At 43.8% G+C, this 25,497-nt stretch carries 18 protein-coding genes and 1 other RNA gene; 10 read left to right on the top strand and 9 right to left on the bottom strand.

The features are described 5' to 3' along the window. Positions 1–41 precede the first annotated feature (41 nt). The 6 genes from IP485_RS07175 to ffs all read right to left on the bottom strand — a co-directional run bounded on the left by IP485_RS07175 (position 42) and on the right by ffs (position 8,438). Positions 42–1,874 carry an extracellular solute-binding protein gene (locus tag IP485_RS07175; RefSeq protein ID WP_198326648.1) on the bottom strand — a complete coding sequence of 611 codons (1,833 nt, stop codon included), beginning with the start codon at positions 1,872–1,874 and terminating at the stop codon, positions 42–44. A gap of 256 nt (positions 1,875–2,130) precedes the next feature. Continuing rightward, positions 2,131–3,267, bottom strand: a complete 1,137-nt coding sequence (serC, locus tag IP485_RS07170; protein ID WP_198326647.1) for a 3-phosphoserine/phosphohydroxythreonine transaminase — start codon at positions 3,265–3,267, stop codon at positions 2,131–2,133. 113 nt (positions 3,268–3,380) lie between these two features. Then, a complete protein-coding gene (locus IP485_RS07165; protein ID WP_198326646.1) occupies positions 3,381–4,259 on the bottom strand; it encodes a hypothetical protein in 879 nt (292 codons plus the stop codon). A 244-nt stretch (positions 4,260–4,503) separates the two neighbouring features. Next, the gene (locus tag IP485_RS07160; RefSeq protein ID WP_198326645.1) at positions 4,504–7,485 is read right to left on the bottom strand and encodes a M48 family metalloprotease; all 2,982 of its coding nucleotides are present in this window, start codon (positions 7,483–7,485) and stop codon (positions 4,504–4,506) included. A 40-nt stretch (positions 7,486–7,525) separates the two neighbouring features. Beyond that, positions 7,526–8,122, bottom strand: a complete 597-nt coding sequence (locus IP485_RS07155) for a LemA family protein (protein ID WP_194364309.1) — start codon at positions 8,120–8,122, stop codon at positions 7,526–7,528. Between the two features lie 219 nt (positions 8,123–8,341). Then, positions 8,342–8,438, bottom strand: an RNA gene (gene ffs / locus IP485_RS07150) — signal recognition particle sRNA small type. Positions 8,439–8,696: 258 nt separating this feature from the next. Here ffs and IP485_RS07145 point away from each other — a divergent pair. After that, the gene (locus IP485_RS07145; protein ID WP_197176670.1) at positions 8,697–9,413 is read left to right on the top strand and encodes an SIMPL domain-containing protein; all 717 of its coding nucleotides are present in this window, start codon (positions 8,697–8,699) and stop codon (positions 9,411–9,413) included. Between the two features lie 107 nt (positions 9,414–9,520). On the opposite strand, the gene IP485_RS07140 is transcribed toward IP485_RS07145, so the two are convergent. Further along, on the bottom strand, positions 9,521–10,279 hold the full coding sequence (locus tag IP485_RS07140; protein WP_198326644.1) for a DUF4124 domain-containing protein: 759 nt from the start codon (positions 10,277–10,279) through the stop codon (positions 9,521–9,523). Between the two features lie 223 nt (positions 10,280–10,502). After that, on the bottom strand, positions 10,503–11,912 hold the full coding sequence (gene glnA / locus IP485_RS07135; RefSeq protein ID WP_194364306.1) for a type I glutamate--ammonia ligase: 1,410 nt from the start codon (positions 11,910–11,912) through the stop codon (positions 10,503–10,505). 784 nt (positions 11,913–12,696) lie between these two features. On the opposite strand from glnA, the gene IP485_RS07130 reads away from it, so the two are divergent. The 5 genes from IP485_RS07130 to IP485_RS07110 all read left to right on the top strand — a co-directional run bounded on the left by IP485_RS07130 (position 12,697) and on the right by IP485_RS07110 (position 17,188). Continuing rightward, positions 12,697–13,320, top strand: a complete 624-nt coding sequence (locus tag IP485_RS07130; protein WP_194364305.1) for an anthranilate synthase component II — start codon at positions 12,697–12,699, stop codon at positions 13,318–13,320. 110 nt (positions 13,321–13,430) lie between these two features. Further along, positions 13,431–14,552 carry an anthranilate phosphoribosyltransferase gene (gene trpD, locus IP485_RS07125; RefSeq protein WP_198326643.1) on the top strand — a complete coding sequence of 374 codons (1,122 nt, stop codon included), beginning with the start codon at positions 13,431–13,433 and terminating at the stop codon, positions 14,550–14,552. Positions 14,553–14,631: 79 nt separating this feature from the next. After that, positions 14,632–15,525, top strand: a complete 894-nt coding sequence (gene trpC / locus IP485_RS07120) for an indole-3-glycerol phosphate synthase TrpC (RefSeq protein WP_198326642.1) — start codon at positions 14,632–14,634, stop codon at positions 15,523–15,525. A gap of 93 nt (positions 15,526–15,618) precedes the next feature. After that, on the top strand, positions 15,619–16,350 hold the full coding sequence (locus tag IP485_RS07115) for a Smr/MutS family protein (RefSeq protein WP_198326641.1): 732 nt from the start codon (positions 15,619–15,621) through the stop codon (positions 16,348–16,350). A gap of 205 nt (positions 16,351–16,555) precedes the next feature. Further along, a complete protein-coding gene (locus IP485_RS07110) occupies positions 16,556–17,188 on the top strand; it encodes a DNA-3-methyladenine glycosylase family protein (RefSeq protein ID WP_198326640.1) in 633 nt (210 codons plus the stop codon). 89 nt (positions 17,189–17,277) lie between these two features. Here the strand turns inward: IP485_RS07110 and IP485_RS07105 are convergent, their stop codons facing one another. Further along, a complete protein-coding gene (locus tag IP485_RS07105; protein WP_198326639.1) occupies positions 17,278–19,269 on the bottom strand; it encodes a mechanosensitive ion channel family protein in 1,992 nt (663 codons plus the stop codon). A 401-nt stretch (positions 19,270–19,670) separates the two neighbouring features. On the opposite strand from IP485_RS07105, the gene IP485_RS07100 reads away from it, so the two are divergent. The 4 genes from IP485_RS07100 to IP485_RS07085 all read left to right on the top strand — a co-directional run bounded on the left by IP485_RS07100 (position 19,671) and on the right by IP485_RS07085 (position 25,401). Then, on the top strand, positions 19,671–21,614 hold the full coding sequence (locus tag IP485_RS07100; RefSeq protein ID WP_198326638.1) for a TonB-dependent receptor: 1,944 nt from the start codon (positions 19,671–19,673) through the stop codon (positions 21,612–21,614). 348 nt (positions 21,615–21,962) lie between these two features. Continuing rightward, entirely contained in the window at positions 21,963–23,387 is a 1,425-nt protein-coding gene (gene ahcY, locus IP485_RS07095) for an adenosylhomocysteinase (protein ID WP_198326637.1), read from the top strand. A 23-nt stretch (positions 23,388–23,410) separates the two neighbouring features. After that, the gene (locus tag IP485_RS07090; protein ID WP_198326636.1) at positions 23,411–24,259 is read left to right on the top strand and encodes a methylenetetrahydrofolate reductase; all 849 of its coding nucleotides are present in this window, start codon (positions 23,411–23,413) and stop codon (positions 24,257–24,259) included. A 275-nt stretch (positions 24,260–24,534) separates the two neighbouring features. Further along, positions 24,535–25,401: a 16S rRNA (uracil(1498)-N(3))-methyltransferase gene (locus IP485_RS07085; protein ID WP_198326635.1), complete on the top strand. Its 867-nt coding sequence runs from the start codon at positions 24,535–24,537 to the stop codon at positions 25,399–25,401. Positions 25,402–25,497 lie beyond the last annotated feature (96 nt).

The following is a 25,497-nucleotide window of genomic DNA, read 5'->3' as shown; positions in this document are numbered from 1 at the left end:
AGAATACTGTTTTGAGCACTGGTCAGTATGTTGAGTATTACTCACTGTTTCAGATACTGATTAACACGTTCTTCTGCTTCTTTATCCACCCACCAATAGTCGATGCCGACGGCATTGGATGGTAGGTTTTCAGTATGACGGTATTGATCCCAATAAGCGACGTTGGTGCCAGATTTGCCATACAAGGGTACGACATAATGACCGGCTCGAAGCAGGCGATCAAGCACCTGTGTGTACAACACGATATCGTCGCGATTTTTGGCATTACCAAGTGATTTAACCACTTGATCAATGGCAACGTTTTTGATGCCAACGCTATTGTGGTTACCCGGTTCATCAGCCGCAGCGCTGCCCCAAAATGCCGCTTGCTCAGCACCAGGAGACAGGCTTTGGGCAAATACATCAACGACCATATCATAATCGAAGCGGCGCATACGCTCATAGTATTGTGGGCCATCCACTTGGCGCAAAGACACATCAAACCCCAAGCGTTTTAGGTTGCGAATATAAGGCAGTAATACACGTCCCATGGTCTCACCTGTCATGAGCACTTCAATCTGAGCCAGCGCTCCGTCAGGCTGATACAGCTTCATATCTTCATAATAAAACCCAGCCTCTAGCAATAGCTGACGTGCCTTTAATAGCCCTTGACGATTAAAGCCACTGCCATCGCTCACTGACAACTGCCATTCTGCCAATACCGCGCTGCGTTGAATTGGTTCAAGCTTTGGTAGCAGAGGCGTTAACACCTGCATCTCTTTGTCAGAGGGTGTGCCCGTTGCTGCTAGCTCTGAGCCATGAAAGAAGCTTTGTAATCGCTCATATTGCCCATGGAACAAGGTTTTATTCATCCACTCAAAATCGTACGCTGCTGTCAGCGCTTGACGCACCCTAATATCTTGAAAAATTGGGCGACGCATATTCATGACCAAGCCTTGCATCGGCACGGGGTTTTGACTGGCGATCGCTTCTTTTTTGATCAGCCCTGCCGTGACGGCAGGAAAATTATAACCTTTTACCCAGTTCGATGCTTTGTTTTCAGGCCGAAAACGATACTGGCCAGATTTAAAGCCCTCAAAGGCAATCTCATCACTTTGATAATACACAAATTTAATCATATCAAAGTTATAACGACCACGGTTGACCATCAAATCACGGCCCCAATAGTTAGGGTCACGTATGTAGCTTACCGAACGACCAGCATCAACACGCCCTAGCTTATAAGGGCCACTACCCATCAATGGTGTTAAGGTGATTTTTTCAAAGTTAGCGTCGATTGAAGATTTGGCAAAAATAGGAAACTGTCCAACAGTCAGTAAAATCTCTTTATTCTCAGTTGATTTAAAAACAAACTTTACTTGCTGCTCATCAATGATTTGGATGTCTTTGATATCGCCCAAATAACTGCGAATGTACATGGGACCTTTGTTTAATATGACCTCATAAGTCGCTTTGACATCGCGGCTGGTCACTGGCGTTCCATCCCAAAATCGAGCGGCAGGATTCAAATGATAGACAATCCAGCTGGTATCCTCTGGATCATACGTCACCTTGCTTGCCAGCTGCGGATACATGGTAAAGGCTTCATTCAATGAGCCCGTCATCAAAGTATCATAGAGATAGTCAGTGCCAATCATGGCCACACCAGTGGTCATCCACTTGTTAGCACTATTGAATGTACCGCGAGTATCTAATGACAGTGTGCCGCCTGATGGTGCCTGTGGATTGGCGTATGGCAGATAAGGCGCATCGATGTATGCTGTTGGACTGTTGTGACCAAGCGCTGATGTGGTGATAGGTGCAGCGATACTGCTTGGCAGCCAGCTAACAGTGAGGATTAGCAACACAGATTTTGACAGGGCGTTTTTTATCATGGTGTTATCGCAAACCTTTATGCCAACCAATTTGGGGATCAAAACAAGAATACTGACGGAAAAACAGCCTGAGTGCAAAACTTTATCATAACAAAGTTAGGCTGTCTCACCTAATGGTTTGCTAGGTTATGTCTTATGCTTCCTGCATTATTGATCTCATAAAAAAAGCGCAACCGTTATCAGTTGCGCTTTTTTTGTACATGACTGCATCCTAAAGCTTTATTGAAAGCTTATAGCCGAGGGGTTAACAATTCGCTTAACCATGCTTTTTTTCGAATGCGATCATAAAGTCGACCAATAGCTGTACCCACTCAAGTGGTACGGCATTATAAATGCTAGCACGCATACCGCCCACATCGCGATGGCCTTTTAGGTTGAGTAACCCAGCTTCTTCTGATTCTGCCAAGAATACTTTATCCAGACTGCTGTCTACTAAAGTAAACGGTACATTCATGATAGAGCGGTACTCAGTGGCAACTGGGTTGTTATAGAAACTGCTATCATCGATGGTCTTGTAGAGCAAGTCTGCTTTTTGCTGGTTGATTTTACCGATAGCAGCCACGCCGCCCTGCTCTTCTAACCAATCAAACACCAGTCCGGCTAAATACCAAGAGTACGTTGCTGGCGTGTTCGACATAGACTCTTTATCAGCTTGATGCTCATAGTTCAGTAGCATAGGGCACCATTCACTGGCCTTACCCAACAAATCTTCACGGACAATAATAATGACCAGACCTGCAGGGCCGATGTTCTTTTGTGCACCCGCGTAGATCATGCCAAACTTAGACACATCTATCGGCTGTGACAAGATACAAGAAGACATATCAGCGATGATGGGTGCATCGACTTGTGGCGGCTCGAATATCTGTAGGCCATGAATGGTTTCATTGGCACAGTAATGAAAATAAGCCGCGCCTTCACTGATATTCCACTCACTTATGGCTGGCACATCTGCAAAATTACTGTCTTGACCTGTCGCGACCAAATTAATCTCGCCCAGACCAAGTGCTTCATAGCGTTTTGCTTCTTTGATTGCCTTGCCTGACCATGCCCCTGTCGTCAAATAATCGCCGCGACCACCATTTAATAGATTCAGCGGAATCGCAGAAAACTGTAAGCTAGCACCACCTTGCAAAAACAGTACTTTATAGTTATCTGGGATGTCCATAAGCGAGCGTAGCTTAGCTTCCGCTTTGTCAGTAATCGCCATATACTCTTTGCTGCGATGGCTCACTTCCATGACCGATACGCCGCGACCTTGCCAGTCAAGCAATTCGCTCTGGGCATGCTCGAGCACTGATGTTGGCATGGTAGCTGGCCCAGCACAGAAATTGGGCACGCGGTGCGGAGCAATTGTGTTTGTAGGGGTAGTAGACGTTGGGTTGGCAGGCATAATCACAGTCCTAGATATAATGAAATAAAGGGGAATACTTTACTTCAGTTTGTTGAGAAAAACGTGTGTTGATACAGTAAATTTTTGATAAGACAGGTTGGCTGTACTATAACTCAGAGAGATATCTGATTCCACAGTTTGCGCTTTAAACTGCTGTCTTCTAGCATATCATCTAATGTCGGCACCACTGTCAGCGTAGGATGTTCGATACCATCCGGTAATACGGTCAGCGCTGCGACTTTTATTTCTTCGCTTCGACCCATTCTAAACACATAACCTGCAAGACTAGCGTTGGCAAGCTCAGCAGTATCCATCCCTTCACAGATTGGAAATGATGTCGTCTCACAGGATATTGATAGCGCGCTTGTGATATTTTGCCACAGTTTTTGACTGTCGCTAGTGAGTGCTTGGATATCTACCAGTATGACCCAGTCGCCATAGCGTCCACCTTGTAAAGTAAAAGGCGCGACCTTTTTTTGGCTTTCATTATGCGTATTTTGATCAACATGATGCTTGAGAACAGGTGCAGTTGCTGACTGCACCGCCTCATCGATAAAGCTACTGGCAGTGCGATTGGCTGGCGATACAGTGGCATTTGCATTATCAGGCGTATCTGAACTTAAACGATCAAAACTATAAGTGACTGGGTTTTGCTCATTGATAGTCTGAGTCTCTGTGAACTGCTCATCCATATTCCTAACTGTATCAATAGATACGTTGATCGGCATCTCAGTAGCGACTGATTTAGCGCTTGGCGCTCCAACGTTTGGATACTCATCTCCTAGATATTCTGTATTAGGTAACGTAGTGCTGGGCTGGTCAATGCTCAAATATTCAGCGTTTGATTGACTCTTCATGTCCATGGCAATATCAGCAATATTGATGGTTTTTGATTCAGGCTGTATCCACTGATTGATGCCCATCATCGCTAGAATTTGGCGTTGCTGCGCACGGTGCTGCAATACAGTTAGCGGATCTTGGATATCACTCATACGACTTTACTATCCCACTTATTTTATTTGTATCATTGGTAGATTGGCGAATTAACTGTCATCCGTTTGCTATAAAAAATATGACATGGGGAAAATGCAACCCAGTTGCGTGTCATCACATATCTATTCTATATAAGACTGACCCTCTATTTTATCCAGTATGCATCATGCTATCAGACATTTATTAAATAGTTATTTATCAGATAAGTAATAGTTAAACAACCACTGCCTAATCGATCATTTATCAAAAAAGCTGCCGAACACCCAGCCAGCGCTCTGACATAGTAGTCAGGCAATCATATTCATCTTGGCTGATTATCGTATCGTGTAGCATAACGGTATGCAAAGTACTGAGCCATTGTCGATACTGATGGTGTGCAGGCTTGGCAGGGTCATGGTCATGGTCATGGTCATGGTCATTGTAATCTATTTGACCGCCATCCTGTTGCCTGTCTTTATTATTATCACGATAATTATTAGTGTTCGGAATATCGACCATGTGAGTACTTGTATATTGATTGGACACCGGAACCGCAGAAATAATCGCCAATAACTGAATACTATTTAGATGCTGGGTGGTCAACAGTAACCACTGTAGATTAACATCACTTACTGTCACAAGATCAATATCAATCAAGCGCGCATGACGCCTCAAGTCTACAATATAATGTGCCACGCTCTCATCATTTTCACTCAATAACGATCGATCATGCATTGAGATCATCTGGCCTTTAGCATCTTTTGACAGTCGATACGCTAATAAGACGACCATTGATATTTGTGCAGTATCAAGACTATTAAACACCTGTATTGAAGGGTCAAGCTGCGTACATATGTCTTCCATGCCAGCTTTTAATATCTGTGACCATACAGCCTGTGCGTCTGTATCACGTAAAACCTCGGACAATACCGGTAGCAACTGCTGTAAATGTAGCGCTTGCCATAGTGACAATATTGGCGATTTTTGTGGTGCTCGTGCTGATGAGCTATTCAGTGCAACCGCGATTGAATGAGAGCTATCACTAGATATATTTTTATCTGACGAATCATAAGCTAAGCTTTTGGTTAAGTCGGATGTCAGCTGCTGGTTAAACAACTCAAATACACCTTGCTGATAGCGCAGCAACATCGTACGGCATTTCTCTTGTTTTACATAGTACTGATGACTGTCGTGACGATGATCGTCATTGCTTTTGAGCTTTAGGTCTTCGATAAGTAATTCAGATAAATTATGTTGACGCAATTGATTTAATGCAAGCTCAATCAAAGCACTGTCCAAACGCCTATCTAGGCTGGCTATTATTGTCAGTAACTTAGAATCTATCCTATGCGGTAACACTTGCTCATGGGAGGTCGAGTCAGTCGCTACAGAGAAACCACCATTCCAAATATCATTCAAACTATAAGTGGCAGTCGTTGATAATGGTCGGCTCTGATGACAAAGCATAACCGCTTCGATCAATGCTAATGCGCCTAAAGGATGATGACTATGATTGAGTATATACTGAGGCAGTGACACCTTTTGGATATCGCTAGCTTCAATAAGTATGTTTTTTGGTAGGTCAGCGTCAGGTTTGGCCTGCCACGGTTTTAACATCCCACAAGTATCTGTGTCTTCAGCCTGTACTTGAAACCGCCCGTCAACCACCATATCAGCTTCTACGGCAAACTCTAAACCGTCATTAACCTCTGATTCATCGCTCTCTCTGTTACGACCGTCGTTCCCAGACTCAACAGGAATTTTTCCGTCACTTATTTGTTTATTGCCTCTTATATTAATCGTTGCGGCTGTTTGAGCTTCAAATATTGACGAAGGATGCATATTTTTGTCTGGTGAATTATTACTTAGGCTATTCCCTTGTGTCGCTCCCCAATCTCCTAAGCGGCGCTGCCTATATATCTCTTTTACTTTTTGCTGATTTATTCGTTTTTCTTTAGCAATTTGTACCGCGAACTTATGATAAGCATCAGCATTAATAGCACTCATACGTTCAGTCAAGCTTGGATGTGTGGCAAACCATGATACATCGCCCAAGTCTGCCCCACTACTGGCAAAGAAAAAGTGACTGAGTCCATTGATATCGGCGATACCGGACAAACGCGAGCCGAGCGAGTCTTGATGAATGGCTTTTAAGGTCTCTATAATGGCAGGCGTACGTGTCAATTGGACACTGGTGGCATCAGCGAGTAGCTCACGCTCACGGTTGAAGCTATGCTTAATCAGCTGCGCACTTGCCATGCTAGAGAAGCTCAAGCCATGTAGTAACAATGTCCAGACACTACGCGGGGCTTGACGATCTACGATAGGTGGCGTTTGTACCCACTTAGACTGACGCTTGGCTGAGGACTGCTGTTGTTGTGATTGCTGCTGCCAGTAAGCGACCCATTCACTATGCGTGGTAAAATTGGCGGTTTGCGCTTCCGTATTGCGTGCAAGCGTATCAACCTGCCTCTGTGATAGAGACTTTTGGGAGATATTATCGCTATCAAAGTGACTATAATTAGAGAGACGATTAGAGAGGTGATTGGAGATTGGATCACTCCAGTCATATAGTATCTGCAAGCCTGCCAACACCACCATCAGCTGTAAATTGAACGTAGCATCACCGTGCAGTATATGGCCGTACTCATGACCGATAAGCCCGTATAGCGCCTCATCAGACAGCTTGTCTAGTGCTCCTTGGGTGACGACTAATACCATATCTGAGCTATGACGACCAGCGACGAAGCCATTAATCCCCTGCTCATTGGGCAGCACATATAGAATGGGTGTGCTTAACCCCGACGCAATCGCTAACTGCTGAGCAATTTCATGATAGCGGCGATAGACTGGCGGAAAATCACGCTCATCACGTACTGCTATATGACGCGCACTATAGCGAACCTTTTCTTCTGTCTCGTGTTGATGAGCGACTCCTTGACTGTGCTCCCATGCTTCTTGACTGTTATCGATAAACAGCCTAACCGCTCCTACTCGCTGAGCAATAGCGCGGCCACCTGCTCGCAGGCGTCGATACTCTAAAAAACTACCACCAACGAAACTACCTAACGTCAAGACAATGACCAGAACCAGTACCCAGTGATATATACCGCCTGTAAATACTGTCAGCAGTATAGACATGACAGCCAGTCCTACAGCCATATGAGCAAGTACAATCAGGAAAAACAGTCCATAAAGTAATAGACTGCGCCGCGTACGTATCCGCTGTTCACCAAAAAAATCCATCAGATCAGGCTACCTAGAGTTCGCCAAAATTATCTAAACCTTAGCCCATATTGACAATCGGTGCCTGAGCAATCGCTTCTCTATCTTCGAATACTAACTGACTGAGCGGACGAAAGCCAAAAGTCGTACTAACGAGGTTATTAGGAAATACTTCACGGTCGTTGTTATAGAACATCACGCTGTCATTGTAATGCTGACGCGCAAAACCAATGCGATTTTCCGTATTGGTTAACTCATCCATAAGCTCCTTGATCATGCTATCGGCTTTTAGCTCAGGGTATGCCTCAACGACAGCAGAAAACTGACTCAATGCTTTAGAAAGCATACCTTCTGCTTTTGCAAATAGTGCCATGTGCTCTAGTGAGTCTGGCTGATGCTTATTAGAGTCTTGTAGATCTTGAGCATGATTACGCGCACTAATGACTCGGGTTAACGTCTCTTCTTCATGGCTTAAATAACGCTTGGCGGTTTCGACCAAATTTGGAATCAAATCATGACGACGCTTCAATTGCACATCTATTTGAGCAAAGCCATTCTTTGCTTGGTTACGTGCGCGTACCAATTTGTTAAATACTGATACGCCAAACACGACTACTAGCACTATAAATGCAATGAATAGCCAAACAAATATCTTCATAATCAAACCCCAAAGTGTCTAGAATGTTAACAAAAGTTATTACATTGTATTTTAACTCATATTAATCAATGACGCTTTTAAATTGAATAGAGAATTAAATGGGTATCGAACGAAATTTTGGACAAAAAAAAGCCCTTTACAATGAAGGACTTGATACATCATAAGAGCGTCTTTAATACTTTTTGATGTAAATATCAAATTTCAGGCAAAAAAAAGCGACTCCAAAAGCACATCCTCGGCACACATCATAACTATTACCGTTGCTACCTTCCGGTCCTGGCGGGATTCATAGAACAATGTTGCGAGGCTACCAATGGAGCCACCAGATGCAGATTATACAAGGATTTTTTTATTTTGCAACCCCTGTGATAAAACTGTTTGTTTTGCGCGATAAATAGCCTATAGATTGGCTCACAAAATTGTCACAGTAACTTATACATATTTTGTTACTTTATAGAATGAAGCTAAGCAGCTGTTTTAATCTAAAAAATAACAGGCTTGGCTTTTATATAAAAATAAAGGTAGACACCATTCATATGGTTGCTAAACATGAAAATTCACTTAGGAGATAATAATGAAAAACACTTTATTAAATAAAGCAGCACTAGCTTCTGGTACAGTTTGTCTCATGACCGCCATGATGGGCAGCGCCCATGCAGAGCCAACAGGCTATGATCAACTGACATTTCAAACAGAAGTAAAAGAAGAAATCCAAAACGATGAAGTGCGCGCCAGCTTATACAAAAAAGCACAGGCAACAGACTCGAAGACATTGGCCACGATGCTCAGCACCTCTATCAATAACGCGATGAAAATCGCCAAGCGCTACCCTAGCGTGACCGTGAGCACAGGACAGCAGCGCACCTATCCACGCTATGACAAAAACGATAAAATTATCGGCTGGACAGGACAGGCAAATATAGATCTGAAAAGTACTGACTTTGCAGCAACCAGCCAGCTCATTGCTGACTTGCAAGAAACCTTGGTCATGGATAATCTAAACTTTGGGGTTTCAGATACCAAAAAAGACGCCCTTGAGCAAAAACTCATGACTGAAGCATCACGCGCCTTTCAGCAGCAAGCTAAGAATCTCACTCGAGCTTGGGATGCTCGTAACTATCGTGTCGTGACGGTCAATCTAAACACAGGTAGCAACTATCCACGTCCCATGTATAGCGCCATGAGCATGAAATCGGGAATGGCAGACGAGTCAGTACCAAGCCAAAGCTTTGAATCTGGCAACAGTACGGTTTCGGTCACTGCTAACGGTACCATTGAGCTAACCAAGTAAGTCAACGCACTGCTAAGACAATCAATTGACATTAAAAAGGCAAGCACCCTTGATGATGCTTGCCTTTTTATTTGATTAACGATATCCATCATATTTAATCGTTGTCGTTATTGGGATTGAGACTGAGCCACTTCTTTTTGACTCAGTTTCAACTTCATTTTTTGATACCACGATAGATTTTGATAGGCCAAAAGCTGCTGTGCGATCTTTTTATTGTTTTGTAATGTGGTATTGTTTTGAATCACATAGACAGTAATGGCTACCTGCTCAAGTGTTTGGCCTGTCTCGCTTTGTATCACAGCTTTCACCGTATGAGCACCTGGCAACACATCAACCGTAGAAATCGATGTGCTCAGTCCCTGTGCCACTTCTTTATCGTCCAAATAAATACGCACGCTGTCACCTACTTGTAGCGCAGGCTTGATTTGCACCGCCACATCGATGCTTTGCACTGGGCGACGATAAGCCCTCTCCTTACTGGGTTCAGCAATCGTTAATTGATAGCTGACTGGTACTTTCACTGTCGCAGTCGTCGTAGCAGTGGCAGGTGCACTCAGTGTTTGTGTCGCCGCAACTGGTTGATTGATGACATCAGAGCCACTTGTTGCACTGCTGCTCGCTGTATTAGCAACTCCTGAACTATTCGTCTCATTACCTGTTGTGATGGCTATTTGACTGATTTGTTTGCCTGTTTGCTGCTCATAACTCTGCGGACGGTCAGTAAAGGTCACTTGACCGGTTTGCTCGTCAATAACTTTATAGATAGGTGCAGCCTGTGTAAGCGGCATACAGAGACTGGTAGCAATGGTCAGAAGTCCTACCTTTACACTGCTTTTCAAAAAAGAAGGTTTTGATAATAATGCCATAGTCAGTCAGCCTAATTAGTGTCTACTATTAATATGTTTGAATACAACCATTATGCGATACTTTTGCAGTGAAATCAGTAGTACTCGATATGAAATCGGCAGTAATATCAAAGAAAATCTCACCATAACGATTTTGATCTTTATAAAAAGACATAAAAAAACCAGCTAAGTTAACCTTAGCTGGTTTTTATGACTCAAAATAACTGAGTGCTTTAGCGACTAATTAGCAGCTGTAGTACATATCAAACTCAACTGGATGTACAGTTACGTTTAGACGTTGTACTTCTTCTTCTTTCAAAGCGATAAATGCTTCTAGCATGTCTTCAGTGAAGACATCGCCTTTTAACAAAAAGTCATGATCATCACGCAGTGCTTGCAATGCGACGTCTAAGCTCTCTGCAACCGTTGGGATTTGTGCTTCTTCTTCTGGTGGCAAGTCATACAAGTTTTTGTCAGCAGCTTCGCCTGGATGCATCTTGTTTTGGATACCGTCAAGGCCAGCCATTAACAATGCAGCAAACGCTAGGTATGGGTTAGCCGTTGGATCAGGGAAACGTGCTTCAACACGTACCGCTTTAGGGCTGCTCACGTGTGGAATACGGATAGACGCTGAACGGTTAGATGCTGAATAAGCAAGTTTAATAGGCGCTTCGTAATGTGGTACTAGACGCTTATAGCTGTTGGTTGATGGGTTGGTAATCGCGTTCAATGCACGAGCGTGCTTGATGATACCACCAATAAAGTACAAGGCTGTTTCAGACAGACCAGCATACTCATCACCTGAGAACGTATTTACGCCGTCTTTTGAGATAGAGATATGCACGTGCATACCTGAACCATTGTCACCAACGATTGGTTTTGGCATGAATGTCGCGGTTTTGCCAAACTGATGAGCCACGTTATGTACAACGTATTTCAATTGCTGAACTTCATCAGCCTTACGTACCATCGTGTTGAACGCTACGCCAATTTCAGACTGGCAAGACGCCACTTCATGGTGATGCACTTCAACTGAGCCTTCACCAACGATCTCTTCAATGCGTTCACACATAACGGCACGCATATCGTGTGAGCTGTCGATTGGTGGTACTGGGAAGTAGCCGCCTTTGACACGTGGACGATGGGCCATGTTGCCCCACTCGTAAGTCTCACCTGTCGACCATGCTGCTTCTTCAGCCGTGATTTTATGGCTCACCCCTGACATATCCACTGACCATTTTACATCATCAAATACAAAGAACTCAGGCTCAGGACCGAAATAAGCGGTATCACCAATGCCAGTAGATTTTAAGTACTCTTCAGCACGGCGAGCGATAGAACGTGGATCGCGATCATAGCCCTGTAGCGTTGATGGCTCGATGATGTCACAAGTCACTACCACGGTAACGGCATCGAAGAACGGATCAAGAAACGCCGTCTCTGGATCAGGACGCAAGATCATATCTGACGCTTCAATACCTTTCCAACCTGCGATAGATGAGCCGTCAAACATTTTGCCATCTTCCATCACATCTTCATCGACGCTATGCGCTGGGAAGCTGATATGTTGTTCTTTACCGCGTGTATCGGTGAAGCGAAAGTCAACCCATTTAGCGTTAGAGGATTTGATAAGATCTAATAGTTTGTTCGACATGAATAATCTCCGTTGTGTTGATCACGTTATTGCGATTTAAAATTATTAGTACAACTTTTTTCAAGAATATCAGCTGTGCTGATACTACCAAATAGCGCATTCGATATTATGCTTATTATCAACACTATTTAGTATATTAGTCAAGATGCGCATCTAAAGCGCTCACTTAACCCAACCTATCATCGTTTCCGTACCACCATAAGTCAAATCAATTTTAATAATATGTAACTCATAATGCTGGCTGAATGCTGCAGGCATTCGTTAACAGCTATTTACGGATGAATATTTTATACCACGCTTTTGTGGCTCTAAACAATGACAACAGCGGTTATATAAACAACTGCAAAGGTTATGCCAATATTTATAGATGAAACGCTATAAAAACACGACACCTTATTTATTATTAATAATTACAATTACTTATAATACATGCTTATTTATAAAAAATTTAACATCCTCATGACTCGATAATCTATCAGTCATAAAGCATCATTCGTAGCCGTTAAATAGCACTAAAGTAGTGCGTAAAAACATAAATAAACAATGTGTGTTTTAATTTGGTGCAATCTGCTCTATTTATGACTTAATCATGCAGTCAGCCTGCACATTTGATGGTGGGTAAAATAGTGGTAAGATAACCGCCTATCAAAAAGCATGATAAGGCTGTAGCGCATAGCGCTAAGACTTGCTTACCCCAATATGGCTATCTACGGATAACGATTGAGACATCGCTTGGGCGTGTCCTCATTTTGAAAACATAGAAAATCGATAAGTTGATACACTCATGATTCTGATGATCGATAATTACGACAGTTTTACGTACAATATCGTGCAGTACTTTGGTGAGCTACAGCAAGACATCACCGTTTGGCGTAATGATGAGGTCACTATTGAGCAGATTCAGACGCTTGCGCCAGACATCATCGTTATTGGCCCAGGCCCATGCGATCCTGACCGTGCGGGCATTTCGCTTAAGGCCATCGAGGCCTTTAAGGGCATTATACCGATACTGGGGATTTGCTTGGGGCATCAAGCCATTGGACAGGCGTTTGGTGGTTCAGTTGTCAAAGCTGGTGAAGTGATGCATGGCCGATTGTCGGCAATTTACCATGACAATCAAGGTATATTTGCTGGATTACCCAACCCTTCACAAGCCACACGCTATCATTCGCTCGTCATTGACAAAGCCAGCTTACCTGACTGCCTTGAGATGACCGCATGGACACAGAATATTGATGGTAGTATCGAAGAAATCATGGGCATACGTCATAAAACACTTGCCGTAGAAGGTGTGCAGTTTCATCCTGAGTCTATCTTAAGTGAAGTGGGTTATCAGTTGCTCAATAATTTTTTACAGACGCATGGTTTGGCAATATTAGCATCAGATGCGCTACCGCAAGTGGGTTGATTTTCCCATGTAGTATGATTTGCTTTTTTCAAACCAGTCACCCGTATTTCAAAAAACTTCTCAATATTTCACACAAATCATCATAAAAAACAATATTAAGCGAGACCATAATGAGCGCAGAAGAAATAAAAGACACGCACACGCCAGAGAGCATTGAAGCACTTTCTGATACAGAAACGCACAAGCTGCTAACGACCGCCTTGGGTAGAATCTTTCAGCACATTGATTTGACCTTTGATGAGATGTATCAAGTGATGCTGATTATCATGCAAGGCAGATGTAGCGAAGCGATGATGGGCGCTATTTTGACCGGTCTACGCATGAAGGGTGAATCCATTGATGAGATCACCGCATCGGCCAGCGCCATGCGTGCATTGGCCGCCAATATTGAACCAAAAAACTGTGCGCATTTGGTCGATATCGTGGGTACTGGTGGCGATGGCGCCAACCTGTTTAACGTCTCAACGGCCTCGGCATTAGTAGCGGCAGCAGCTGGTGCGCAAGTGGCTAAGCATGGCAACCGCGGTGTCTCAACCAAATCTGGCAGCTCAGATTTACTTGAGCAAGCTGGCATCAGCCTGACGCTTACCCCAGAGCAAGCAAAAGACTGCATCGAAAACCAAGGTATTGGATTCTTGTTTGCGCCTAATCATCACAGCGCCATGCGTCATGCCAATCCCATCCGCCGTGAGTTAAAAGCCCGTACCATCTTTAATATATTAGGGCCCTTGACCAATCCTGCTGGCACGCCTAACTTAGTCATCGGTGTGTTTACGGCGCAGCTATGTGAACCCATCGCCAAGGTCATGAAAAACTTAGGCGCACGCCATGTCATGGTTGTGGGTGCCAAAGACGGTCTGGATGAAATCAGTCTGGCGACATCGACCACTGTTGCTGAATTAAAAGACGGTGAGATATCGGTGTATGAGATGATGCCAGAAGATGCTGGTATCGAATCACAAACCCTCATCGGGCTAGATGTCGACTCTCCAGCACAGAGCCTTGAGCTTATTCGCGCGGCTCTATCAGGTGCTGATACTCATGACCGTGCTGTGCTAAAAGCCCGTGATATGATTGCACTGAATGCAGGGGCAGCGATATATACAGCAGGGCTTGCCAGCAACTATGCCAATGGCGTCAGCCGAGCACAGCAAGTCATTCAAAATGGCGATGCGCTACTCAAGCTTGAGTCTTTGGCCAAATACACACAGCAACTGGCTGCTCAGGTTTAGCCAATAGTAGATAAGCACCAATTCGGTGCAACACTCTCTAACGTTGTCTATTTACATTTAACACTATTTGGATACCAGCATGACTACGACTCACTCAGACATTCCCTCAGTACTACAGCGCATCGTCGCCACCAAAGTCGAAGAAGTAACAGCGGCACGCGCGCGTCTTTCTCTTGAAGACTTGCAGGCAAAAGTCGCAGCGGATAAAAAATCACGCCGAGGATTTGCGGCAGCTTTACGCGCGGCTAGCACAAAAGAGAACGGTGTCGGCATCATTGCCGAAATAAAAAAAGCCTCGCCCTCTAAAGGCGTTATCAATCACAACTTCACGCCTGCCCTATTCGCGCTACAATATGAGCAAGCGGGTGCCAGCTGTCTATCAGTATTGACCGACCGTGATTATTTTCAGGGTGATGATACGTATTTAATTCAAGCGGCCAATGCCTCAAGCCTACCGATATTACGCAAAGACTTTATGATCGATGTGTATCAGATCTATCAGTCTTACTTGATGGGTGCTGATTGCATCTTACTTATCATGGCCTGCTTAGATGATACTCAAGTTCAAACGCTGCATGCGCTGAGCATTGAATTGGGTATGGATGTACTCATAGAAGTACACACCAAGTCTGAGCTTGAGCGCGCACTACAATTACCACGTTCAAACCACAACATTTACGGCATTAACAATCGTGATTTAAATACGTTTGATGTCGACCTGCAAGCCACGCTTGATCTAAAGCATATATTGATCGACGCACTAGCTGCCGACCCTATCGATACCACGGAAAGTGATGACGATGCACTCAAACCACTCATCGTCACCGAGAGTGGCATTCATAGTAGTGATGATATTCGTCTGATGCTAGATAATGATATTCAGCACTTTTTGATCGGTGAGCAATTTATGAAAACCGACCACCCAGGTCAAGCGTTACAATCCTTACTTGCAGGCGCTGCACTAGACGGGTAAAGTGATTCAATATAACCAGATCGCATTGAGTAATACGTGTGCTATACGAATTGCTCAACCAACCTTTCATCAATCAACGATACGTTAACTTTTATGTCAAACTCTCTATTTTCAAAAGAAATGCAAGACCAACTCAAAGAGCTAAAAGGCCAACTAAGCAAAGGCCGTGATACCTCATCAGCAGATGGTGACAATCAAAAACCCACTGAGCCTGTGTCATTGCCCACGCAAAAGCAAGTGAACAAGACTGTCAAGCAAATGAACAGCGAACATGTTGATGATGATAAAGTGCTATTCATGCAAGCGATGCACGGTGTCAACCAACTAGAAGACAAAAACGTCCGCTCACCTGCCAATGCGAGCAAAGCGGGCAAACCTGATGCGACCACATTGTCTAAACGTGCAGCCGCCCAAGGTAGTGAAGCAAGTGATTTGGGTGCCGGCTTATCAGATATGCAAGCACTGCTAAACCCTGTCGCTGCTGAAGCCTTTTTATCGTACAAGCAGCCAACCTTGCAGAATAAAATCTTTGATCAACTCAAAAAAGGCAAGCTACGCTGGTATGATGCCGTCGATATCCATGGCTGTACGATAGAAGAAGCACGCGTCGCCATGACTCAACTATTGAGTCAAGCCAAGCAAAAGAACGAAACCATGGTAAAAATCGTCCATGGCAAAGGCTCTGAGGCCATTCTAAAAACGTGCGTCAACGGTTGGCTACGTCAATTGCCAGAAGTATTGGCATTTTGCTCTGCACCGCCAAAAGATGGTGGCAATGGCGCGGTATTGGTCCTGCTTAAAAAGCCTAAAGCTGATGGCGAGTAAGCATCAGTATGAGCCATAAAAAAGGACTGCAACGATGCAGTCCTTTTTTTATCTATCAATTTGATACTGCTATGATAGTGCCTTATATGATAGTGGCTTACGATGTGGCCTTATCTATATATTTTTTAACATTAACATTAACATTAACATTAGCATTAGCATTAGCATCATCACCCTACTCTCCTGCCATCAGAGCGATACCATCATGACGATACGAACTATCGAAAACGCAGATCAGCTGCGCGAGCATATCACAGCGCTGATCGCTATTGAGCCCAAATTTGCGCCTATCTATGCACAGGTTGGCATACCAAGTCTCAGACACAATTCAGGCGGCTTTGAGCAATTGATGAGAGCCATGGTCGGTCAACAGCTGTCTGTCGCAGCGGCAGCCAGTATTTGGCAACGGTTGGTTGATGCAAGCTTGACGACACCGAACGCAATCATTGAGGCAACGGACGAGACTTTGCGAGAAAAAGGACTGTCTAAACAAAAGACTCGCTACGTTCGATCATTGGTTGAGCATGATATCAACTTTGCCGCGCTACCCTCTATGTCAGATGACGCCGTTATCGCAACGCTAACGGCTGTGATAGGCGTCGGGCGTTGGACGGCTGAGATGTACTTATTGTTTTCACTGCAACGTGCAGATGTACTCGCGGTTGATGATTTGGCCATCAAAGTTGCGGCTATGGAGTTATTGGGCTTAGCAGAGCGCCCAACACCCAAGCAACTCAAAGACCTAACTCAGCACTGGTCGCCTTATCGCAGTTGCGCTGGCCTCTTACTATGGTCGTATTACGGGGTATTACGCAATAAAACTGCCCTACCTTTATAGCAAAAAACCCTGATAGCAACTGGCATTTTCAATCATCATCATTGCCCCTTTAAAAGGGATAAGTCAGCAACGCATGCTTAGCAGTCCACTTAGTTCTGATTCCATATAGATAAGCCAGGTTTTCTCTTAGTATGTTTAAACTTGCTTTTTCTGAGCATGCGGCTTTTGTGCTTCAGCGCTTTCATTGCGCCACTTTTACTGACGGTTGCCAGAGATAAGTGATGGCTGTTGATACCGGCACTCTGTTTGGCCTCTTCACTATTTTTATCACTATCCGTTTTTTTATCAAGATCTATACGGTCATGATTATAATCAATAGTCTCCTCCAAGCTGCCATTGGTGTCATGACTATCCATATCGCTACCGTTATCCGAGACGCCGTCCACGGTTTCAGCAGTATTGTTTTCTATATGGTGGTCAAGCTCAGTTTGTTTGACGATGAGCTGCTGCGTTGGCAGGGCATGTTCGACCTTGTATTTGGCCACTTGGGTTAATATATCGACAAATAAAATATTCTGTTTGTCATAAAATTCAATAATACCAACGGCATTGACATAAGCCTGCAACTGAATGACATAGCAGTCTTGACGCAGCTCTAAAATATTGACCTGATTCCACTCCTGATTGGTCAAATCATGCTCTTTTATAAACCCATCCAAGTCATTGACCATTTTGAAGATGACATCAAGATCGGCAGTACGTTTAAGATATAGCTGATGAAAAAATCGGAACATGTCCCTTGAGGTAAAGTTTTCAATTTGCATGGATGAAAAATCACCGTTTGGTACCGTCACAACGGTACGGGTCAAGGTACGTACCCGTGATGAGCGAATACCAATATCGATAACCGTACCTTCATAAGCCCCAAATTTACAATAATCACCGATGCGTACTGGTGAGTCTGCAACCACAACGACACTACCAACAAGGTTTTCGATGGTTTTTTGAGCACCAAGCGCTAATGCCAAACCACCGACACCTAGAGCGGCGATACCAGTGGTTAAATCAAATCCCAAATTGCCAAAGATAACGATGACGGCAAATATCAGTAGCAGTGCTTTGACGACTTTGCGAAGCAGCCCCAAGATAGACACACGCTCGGTATGGTTTCTCTTATAACTTAGATTGACTGCCCGAGTAAATATCGCATCAATCACGCGTAGCAGCAGCCAAGTGGTTGCTACCCATGAAGCAATATCGGTAAATCGATTGACCGGTTCACGCAGGGTCACTGATACACCTGCATATACCATGACCTCGGATAATATCAGCGCCATAATAACGACAGCGAGTGGCAGTATCACTTTGTTCGGCAATGGCAATGGTGCACCGCGTACATAAGGATAAGCCATTCTCAGTAAATGGTACAACAGCCACACTGCGATATAGGTCAGTACAAAGCTACTGATAATCATGGTTAGCGCAGCGACCAAATCAGCCAATTGATAGCCGAAGAGTTTTTTACCATCTAAAGAGTCAACGGTATAGCGAGATACTAAGGTAGGTTCCGTGTTTTCTATCACTTCTGGCACTGAGCTGAGCGTATCGCTCGAAAACTGCCAATATTGCTCATCGTCTTTAGACACCACTCTTTCTAGCAGCAGTGGCACACTTCTCTCACCGACATTAATCACGCCGACATTTTCTTGGCTTGGTGGCAATTGATCCGTTAGATTGCCTTCAGGGGCATTGCTGATCTGTAAATCAGGCTGAAAACGCCCGCCTGCATCCAGTGCCTGCTTGAACTGGCGCACCACTGTAGTCGGGTTGTCAGATTTAGATAAATTGAGGTAGTTGCTGGCGAGCAAGTAATCGTTTTCGCCCAGCGCACTGATGAACCCTTGTACAGTATGCCGCGGTGAATCGCGCCCAAACGAGTCAGGCAGGTTTGAGATAACAGACTCTCCGCTGCTATCGCCACCGACACCCAAAGCCCCTGCTTCAAGGGCAAATGCGCTGTTTGGAAGAAAAAACCCCATCACCATCGCCATCAACAATACTATGATAGTTAATGGCTTTTTGATGATAGAGCTGAAGGGATAAAGCGCCACACTGGGAGTCAGATCATGCTTGGTAGACAAAACAAACCTCTTATTTTTATAAACGGTACAATGGAGAACATTCAAGATTTGCACTATAGTAACAATTATTTATAACAGCAGTGCTTTTGATTACATGATTTTTGGTCAACGGTGTTGGCTTTCTATCTTTTGACACAGCATACCGGTCTGATAATGTCTGCTAAAAAAACATTCATCAATGAACAAACCATAATCAGATGGATAATTAACAACTCTATAATGAATAACATTCAGCCTACCCTGAGTAAAAATTAGGTTAAAGTGGTTTATAAAGCCTGCCATATTGTAGATAATGTATATAGTTTTGCTTATATACATCTTTTTGTAACCTTTGACATGCTTAACGTCAGACTCGTTACCTTTTATTTCTGCCTTTCTATATGATTACTTTGGAATCAATTATGTCTTTATCACGTTCATCTTCACGTGCTTATCTTCGTTTGAGTATCTTAAGCGCGCTAGGCCTGCTCGCTGTTAATACCGCAATGGCAGCGACTTTTGAAAATACTTCCATCAACGATAGCGACCTACCACAAGTTGAGCTTGATAAAATTGTCGTAACAGCCACCCGTACGCCGACTAAGACCAGTAATATTATTGCTCAAACACGAGTAATCGATAAAGAAGAATTGCAACGTTATCAAGGTCAAACCGTGATTGATGTACTTAAAAATCAATCCGGTATGAATATTGCTCAAAGTGGCGGTACAGGCACAGTCAGTAACTTTTATATGCGTGGCTACGATAGTAAGCAAGTGCTTGTAATCATTGATGGTATTCGCTACAGCTCTATTTCTACAGGCGCGCCAGCACTAAATCTATTATCTGCCGATCAAATCGACCGTATAGAAATACTATATGGCGCATCAGGTTCTAGTATTTATGGTTCTGACGCGATGGGCGGTGTCATTCAAATATTTACTAAAGGCAATAACGTAGAACAATCTAACGTTTCAACGACCGTTGGTTATGGTAGCAACAACCATTACCAAGTAGGCATAACAGGTCAGCTTAAAAATGAGACTTCTTCATTGAGCTTAGGTGTCAGCCGCAACGAAACAGACGGTTTTAACGCAATTGCTAACCCCAGCTCTTATGATTACAATGCTGATGATGATGGTTTTAAATCTACCAATGCCAGTCTAGCTTTACAACATAAGATTTCCGACTCTTTAAGTGCTGGACTTAGTGCATTATATTCTGACTCTACAACGGATATTGACTCTGCAGGCAACGCTTTTCCAAATGCTTATTCAGATCAAAAAAATGGCAGCGCCAACGTTTTTATTCAGCATCAAACACCATTAGCGGTCACTAAATTTAGCTATGGCCAAAGTATTGATAAATCCACTACTCATGATGCTAACTCTATTGATTATCAAGATGGCAGTCAATTTGATACCATTCAACAGCAGGCACGTTCAGAAACAAGTATCAATGCACAACCTGGTACCGTTATCATTGGCGCAGAATGGTTATCACAGAAATTAGAAGCATCCGATGTTTTAGATTTTTCAGGTTTTCCTGCACCTGCCGCTCAAACTGCTTACGATCCTGAAGATAGAACCGTTAAAAGTGGTTTTGTCGGCTATCAATTATCAGAAGATAGTTATGACCTACAAGCCAATTATCGCGTCGATGACAATTCACAATATGGCAATGAGGACACATACAACATAGGTGCCGCTATACGTCCATTAGATGGCTTGCGTATCGGTGCAAGCTATGCGACAGGATTTCGCGCACCAACCTTCAACGATTTATACTACCCTGGTTACAGTAACCCAGACTTAAAGCCTGAGACCAGTAAAAATACGGAAGTGTTTGTAGAGTACAATAAAGGAAATCAAATCTCCCGTCTGACTGGCTATCATACTGACGTTGATGACTTGATTGGTGGTAATACCAACACGAGTGAGGCACAAATCAAAGGATTAAGCTTGACTTCAGACTGGAGCGTTAGTTCGTTTGTATTCGGTTTGGGTTATGACTATCTAGAAGCCAAAGACAAAACCACCAATAGTACTAACTATAATAACGACCTTGTATACCGCCCTCAAAATAGCAGTTTGATTTATGTTGGTTATCAGCAACCTGCTTTTGATGTGCGTTTAGAAGCTAAATATACTGATGAAAGATTCTCTGATGCTGCAAATACTACTAAGTTGGATGACTACACTCTACTAAACTTAAGTGGCGTTATCTATCTGACGACCAATCTTCGTGCTAACTTGCGCGTTGACAATATCACTGATGAAGATTACACACTATCTAATCAATTCGGTACAGAATATGCCACTGAAGGCACTAGCTATTTTGGCTCGCTAACCTATGATTGGTACTAAACTCATCGAAAATTGAGATAGTATTTATTGCAAACAATAGCAAGGTCATCAATCGATGGCCTTTTTTTATTGCCATAAAAATCTGAAATCAAACATAACACTGCTGTCTATTATTTCTATTAGCCAGTAGGTGACATTTTATCTGTCATCTATTACAATGACACCCTCCGAGAGGTGTTGCGCCATAATAATTGATTATTGCATCTAGGCTTCAAAGCCATGCTAATCAATCATTATGTTAGGCTCGGTTAACTGTCGAGCGTCCTATTTTGGTCGCTCACAGCGCAAACAACGGCACCTGCGTTTTTATTCTTTTTATCATAAATTAACCACTGATAGGAGCATATTATGGACGCAGTGTCTAACACCCCATCTGCCCATACGATCGATCCCTCTTTCACTGACTATAAAGTCGCTGATATCAGCCTTGCTGATTACGGCCGCCGTGAAATCACCCTTGCTGAAGCCGAAATGCCTGCCCTTATGGGTTTGCGTCGTCGCTACGAAGCCGATCAACCGCTTAAAGGCGCGAAAATCGCTGGCTGTATCCACATGACCATCCAAACTGCCGTACTTATCGAGACACTCGTCGCGCTAGGTGCTGAAGTACGTTGGACCTCATGTAATATCTTCTCAACTCAAGACCATGCTGCTGCTGCGATTGCTGCTGCTGGTATCTCTGTTTATGCTTGGAAAGGCGAAACAGAAGAAGAGTACGAATGGTGCTTACGTCAACAAATTCACGTTGGCGGCGAAGCGTCTGGCCAACTTTGGGATGCCAACCTAATTTTGGATGACGGCGGTGACTTAACTGCTTTGATTCATAATGATTATGCTGAACTGCTTGATAGTATCCATGGTATCTCAGAAGAGACGACTACTGGTGTCCATCGTCTGGTTGAGATGCTTGCCAAAGGTACACTTAAAGTACCAGCAATCAACGTCAACGACGCCGTTACCAAGTCTAAAAACGACAACAAATATGGCTGCCGTCATAGCTTGAATGATGCGATCAAACGCGCTACCGACATGTTCCTTGCTGGTCGCCGCGCTTTGGTTATCGGTTATGGCGATGTGGGCAAAGGCTCTACGCAAAGCTTACGTCAAGAAGGCATGATCGTACGTGTATCAGAAGTCGATCCTATCTGTGCGATGCAGGCATGTATGGATGGCTTTGAAGTATTATCACCATACATCAATGGTGATAACACTGGCGGCGCAGAAAACATCAACACGCGTCTGCTTGAAGACACTGACATGATCGTTACCACCACTGGTAACTACCATGTTTGTGATCGTCATATGCTAGCAGCACTGAAACCTGGTGCAGTCGTTTGTAACATCGGTCACTTTGATACCGAAATTGACACCCAATTCATGCGTGACAACTGGCGCTGGGTTGAGATCAAGCCACAAGTGCATCAAATCTTCCGCTCAGATGATGAGAACGATTATTTGATCTTGCTTGCTGAAGGCCGCCTAGTGAACCTAGGCAATGCCACTGGTCACCCATCACGTGTGATGGACGGCTCATTTGCTAACCAAGTATTGGCGCAAATGTACTTGTTTGATGAAAAATTCGCAGACTTGCCTGCTGACCAACGTACTGATAACTTATACGTCAAAGTATTGCCTAAGAAGTTAGACGAAGAAGTGGCTGCTGCTATGGTTGCAGGCTTTAACGGCACTTTGACCAAGCTAACTAGCAAGCAAGCCGAGTACTTAGGTGTCCCTGTTGAAGGTCCATTTAAGCCTGACGCTTATAAATACTAATCAAAGTACTGAGGAGCACGACGATGAGTAAGCCTGCTTTCTCTTTTGAGTTTTTTCCTGCCAAATCTGAGCAAGGGCACGAAAAACTGCTGAGTACTTATGATGATCTTAACGAGCTGGCACCTGCGTACTTTTCGGTGACTTATGGTGCAGGCGGCTCAACCCGTAGTCGCACCTTAGACATCGTACAAGCCTTGTGCGCGCGCGGTGACACCGAAATTGCACCGCACATATCCTGTATTGGTGATGACAAAGTGCAAATCGCTGAGCTACTGACGCACTACCAGAGCTTAGGTATCAAGCGTTTGGTCGCCCTACGTGGTGACTTGCCATCAGGGCAAGTTGGCATGGGCGAGCTACCATTTGCACTGGATTTGGTTAAATTTATTCGCGAGCATTCAGGTGATCACTTCCATATCGAAGTGGCCGCTTATCCTGAAATGCACCCACAAGCACGCAGCTTTGGGTTCGATATTGATAACTTAGTGAATAAATACCAAGCGGGTGCAAATGCGGCCATCACTCAGTTTTTTTATAATGCTGACAGCTACTTATATTTGCGTGATGCATTAGAGCAGCGTGGTATTGATACTGTTGCTAAGCCATTGGTTGCTGGCATCATGCCAATCACCAACTCTAGCAATTTGATACGCTTTGCTGACAGCTGCGGCGCTGATATTCCGCGTTTTGTGCGTAAGCAACTGGCTGACTTTGGTGATGATCGTAAAGCCATCCGCGAGTTTGGTTTTGATGTGGTATATCGTCTCTGTGAGCGCTTAATCGCGGAGGGTGTACCCGCCATGCACTTTTATAGCATGAACAAAGTTGAGCCCAATAAACGCTTGGTGGAAGCCTTGGGATTAACTTCTTAGTCCCTCACCTCTACTGAACTTACCAATAAAAATGGCGCTCCTAGGAGCGCCATTTTTATTGGTAAAACTCTTATTGAGAACCATTCGTAATTATATTTGTACACTTCGTCTTATTTTATTATTAAAAATATCTTCACTGTGTAATAATATTGTTTTTATAAAAATAACTTTTATTAAGAAAAATTCTCATAAAATAAATGTCTTTAATTGTCTCAAGTGATATTCTACCAACCCGATAATAATTAAGCTTAATCAAATAATAGGAATAAGATAACGTGCGACGTTTTTTTTATAGCCATGGAAGTGCCAGCAGTGATACTTCGTTCTCAATCAAGCTAAAAGCGCTCTCAATAGGTAGTGAGCTTGAACTACCAGATAATATTGTTCATCACTGGTGCCGCGTATTGCGAGCAAGTGTTGGTGATCAAGGTATCTTGTTTGACGGGTTTGGCGGTGAATATCAAGTTCAGCTTAAGAGCATTAGCAAAAAATCGGCGACAGCCACATTGCTATCGCAAGTCACAGATGATAAAACCGCACCGATTCTTTGTGAAATAGGTCTGGTCATGAGCCGCGGAGAGCGTATGGATTATGCTATCCAAAAAGCCACTGAGCTTGGCGTCACGGCCATCCAATTGCTGAGTAGCCACCATGGGGAAATCTCTCTAAAACCCGCTCAAGTAGACAAAAAACTCGCACACTGGCAACAAGTGGCTATCGCTGCCTGTGAGCAGTGCGGCCTCAACCGCCCACCGTTGATTCTCTCCCCTTTGTCTATTAATGACTGGCTAAAATCTTTAGATTCTGATACTTCTAATAGACAGCTGACCGTCAGCCCTCTTGTTGCTCTACTTAGTCAAGATATTTATTATCAAGCCTTACTACAACCTGCAGATCTGTGTATGCAAATGAGTGTGCCAGCAGCGGGTCAGCCTGCAATGCCTGATAACTTACTCCAAATCCTCAAACAAGAAACCCCTTATATTAAATTACTGATTGGCCCTGAAGGCGGTTTAAGTCCTGATGAGCGTCAGCAGGCATCATCCGTTGGTTTTAGTCCTTGGCAAATTGGTACCAGAGTACTACGTACCGAAACAGCACCTGTGGTCGCACTGTCTACCTTGCATGCATTAAGTGTTTGATAAAACTGATAAATAATTGAATAACAATAGCATTTTAGATCATTTACACCTACTATCTAAGAGCCTGCTGTTTTTTATTTGTCACTGATTAAGCAT

It is taken from the genome of Psychrobacter sp. NG27, from assembly GCF_016106655.1.
Lineage (GTDB): Bacteria > Pseudomonadota > Gammaproteobacteria > Pseudomonadales > Moraxellaceae > Psychrobacter.
Note: the sequence above shows the minus strand (reverse complement) of the source record. Positions and strands in the feature narration are given on the sequence as shown.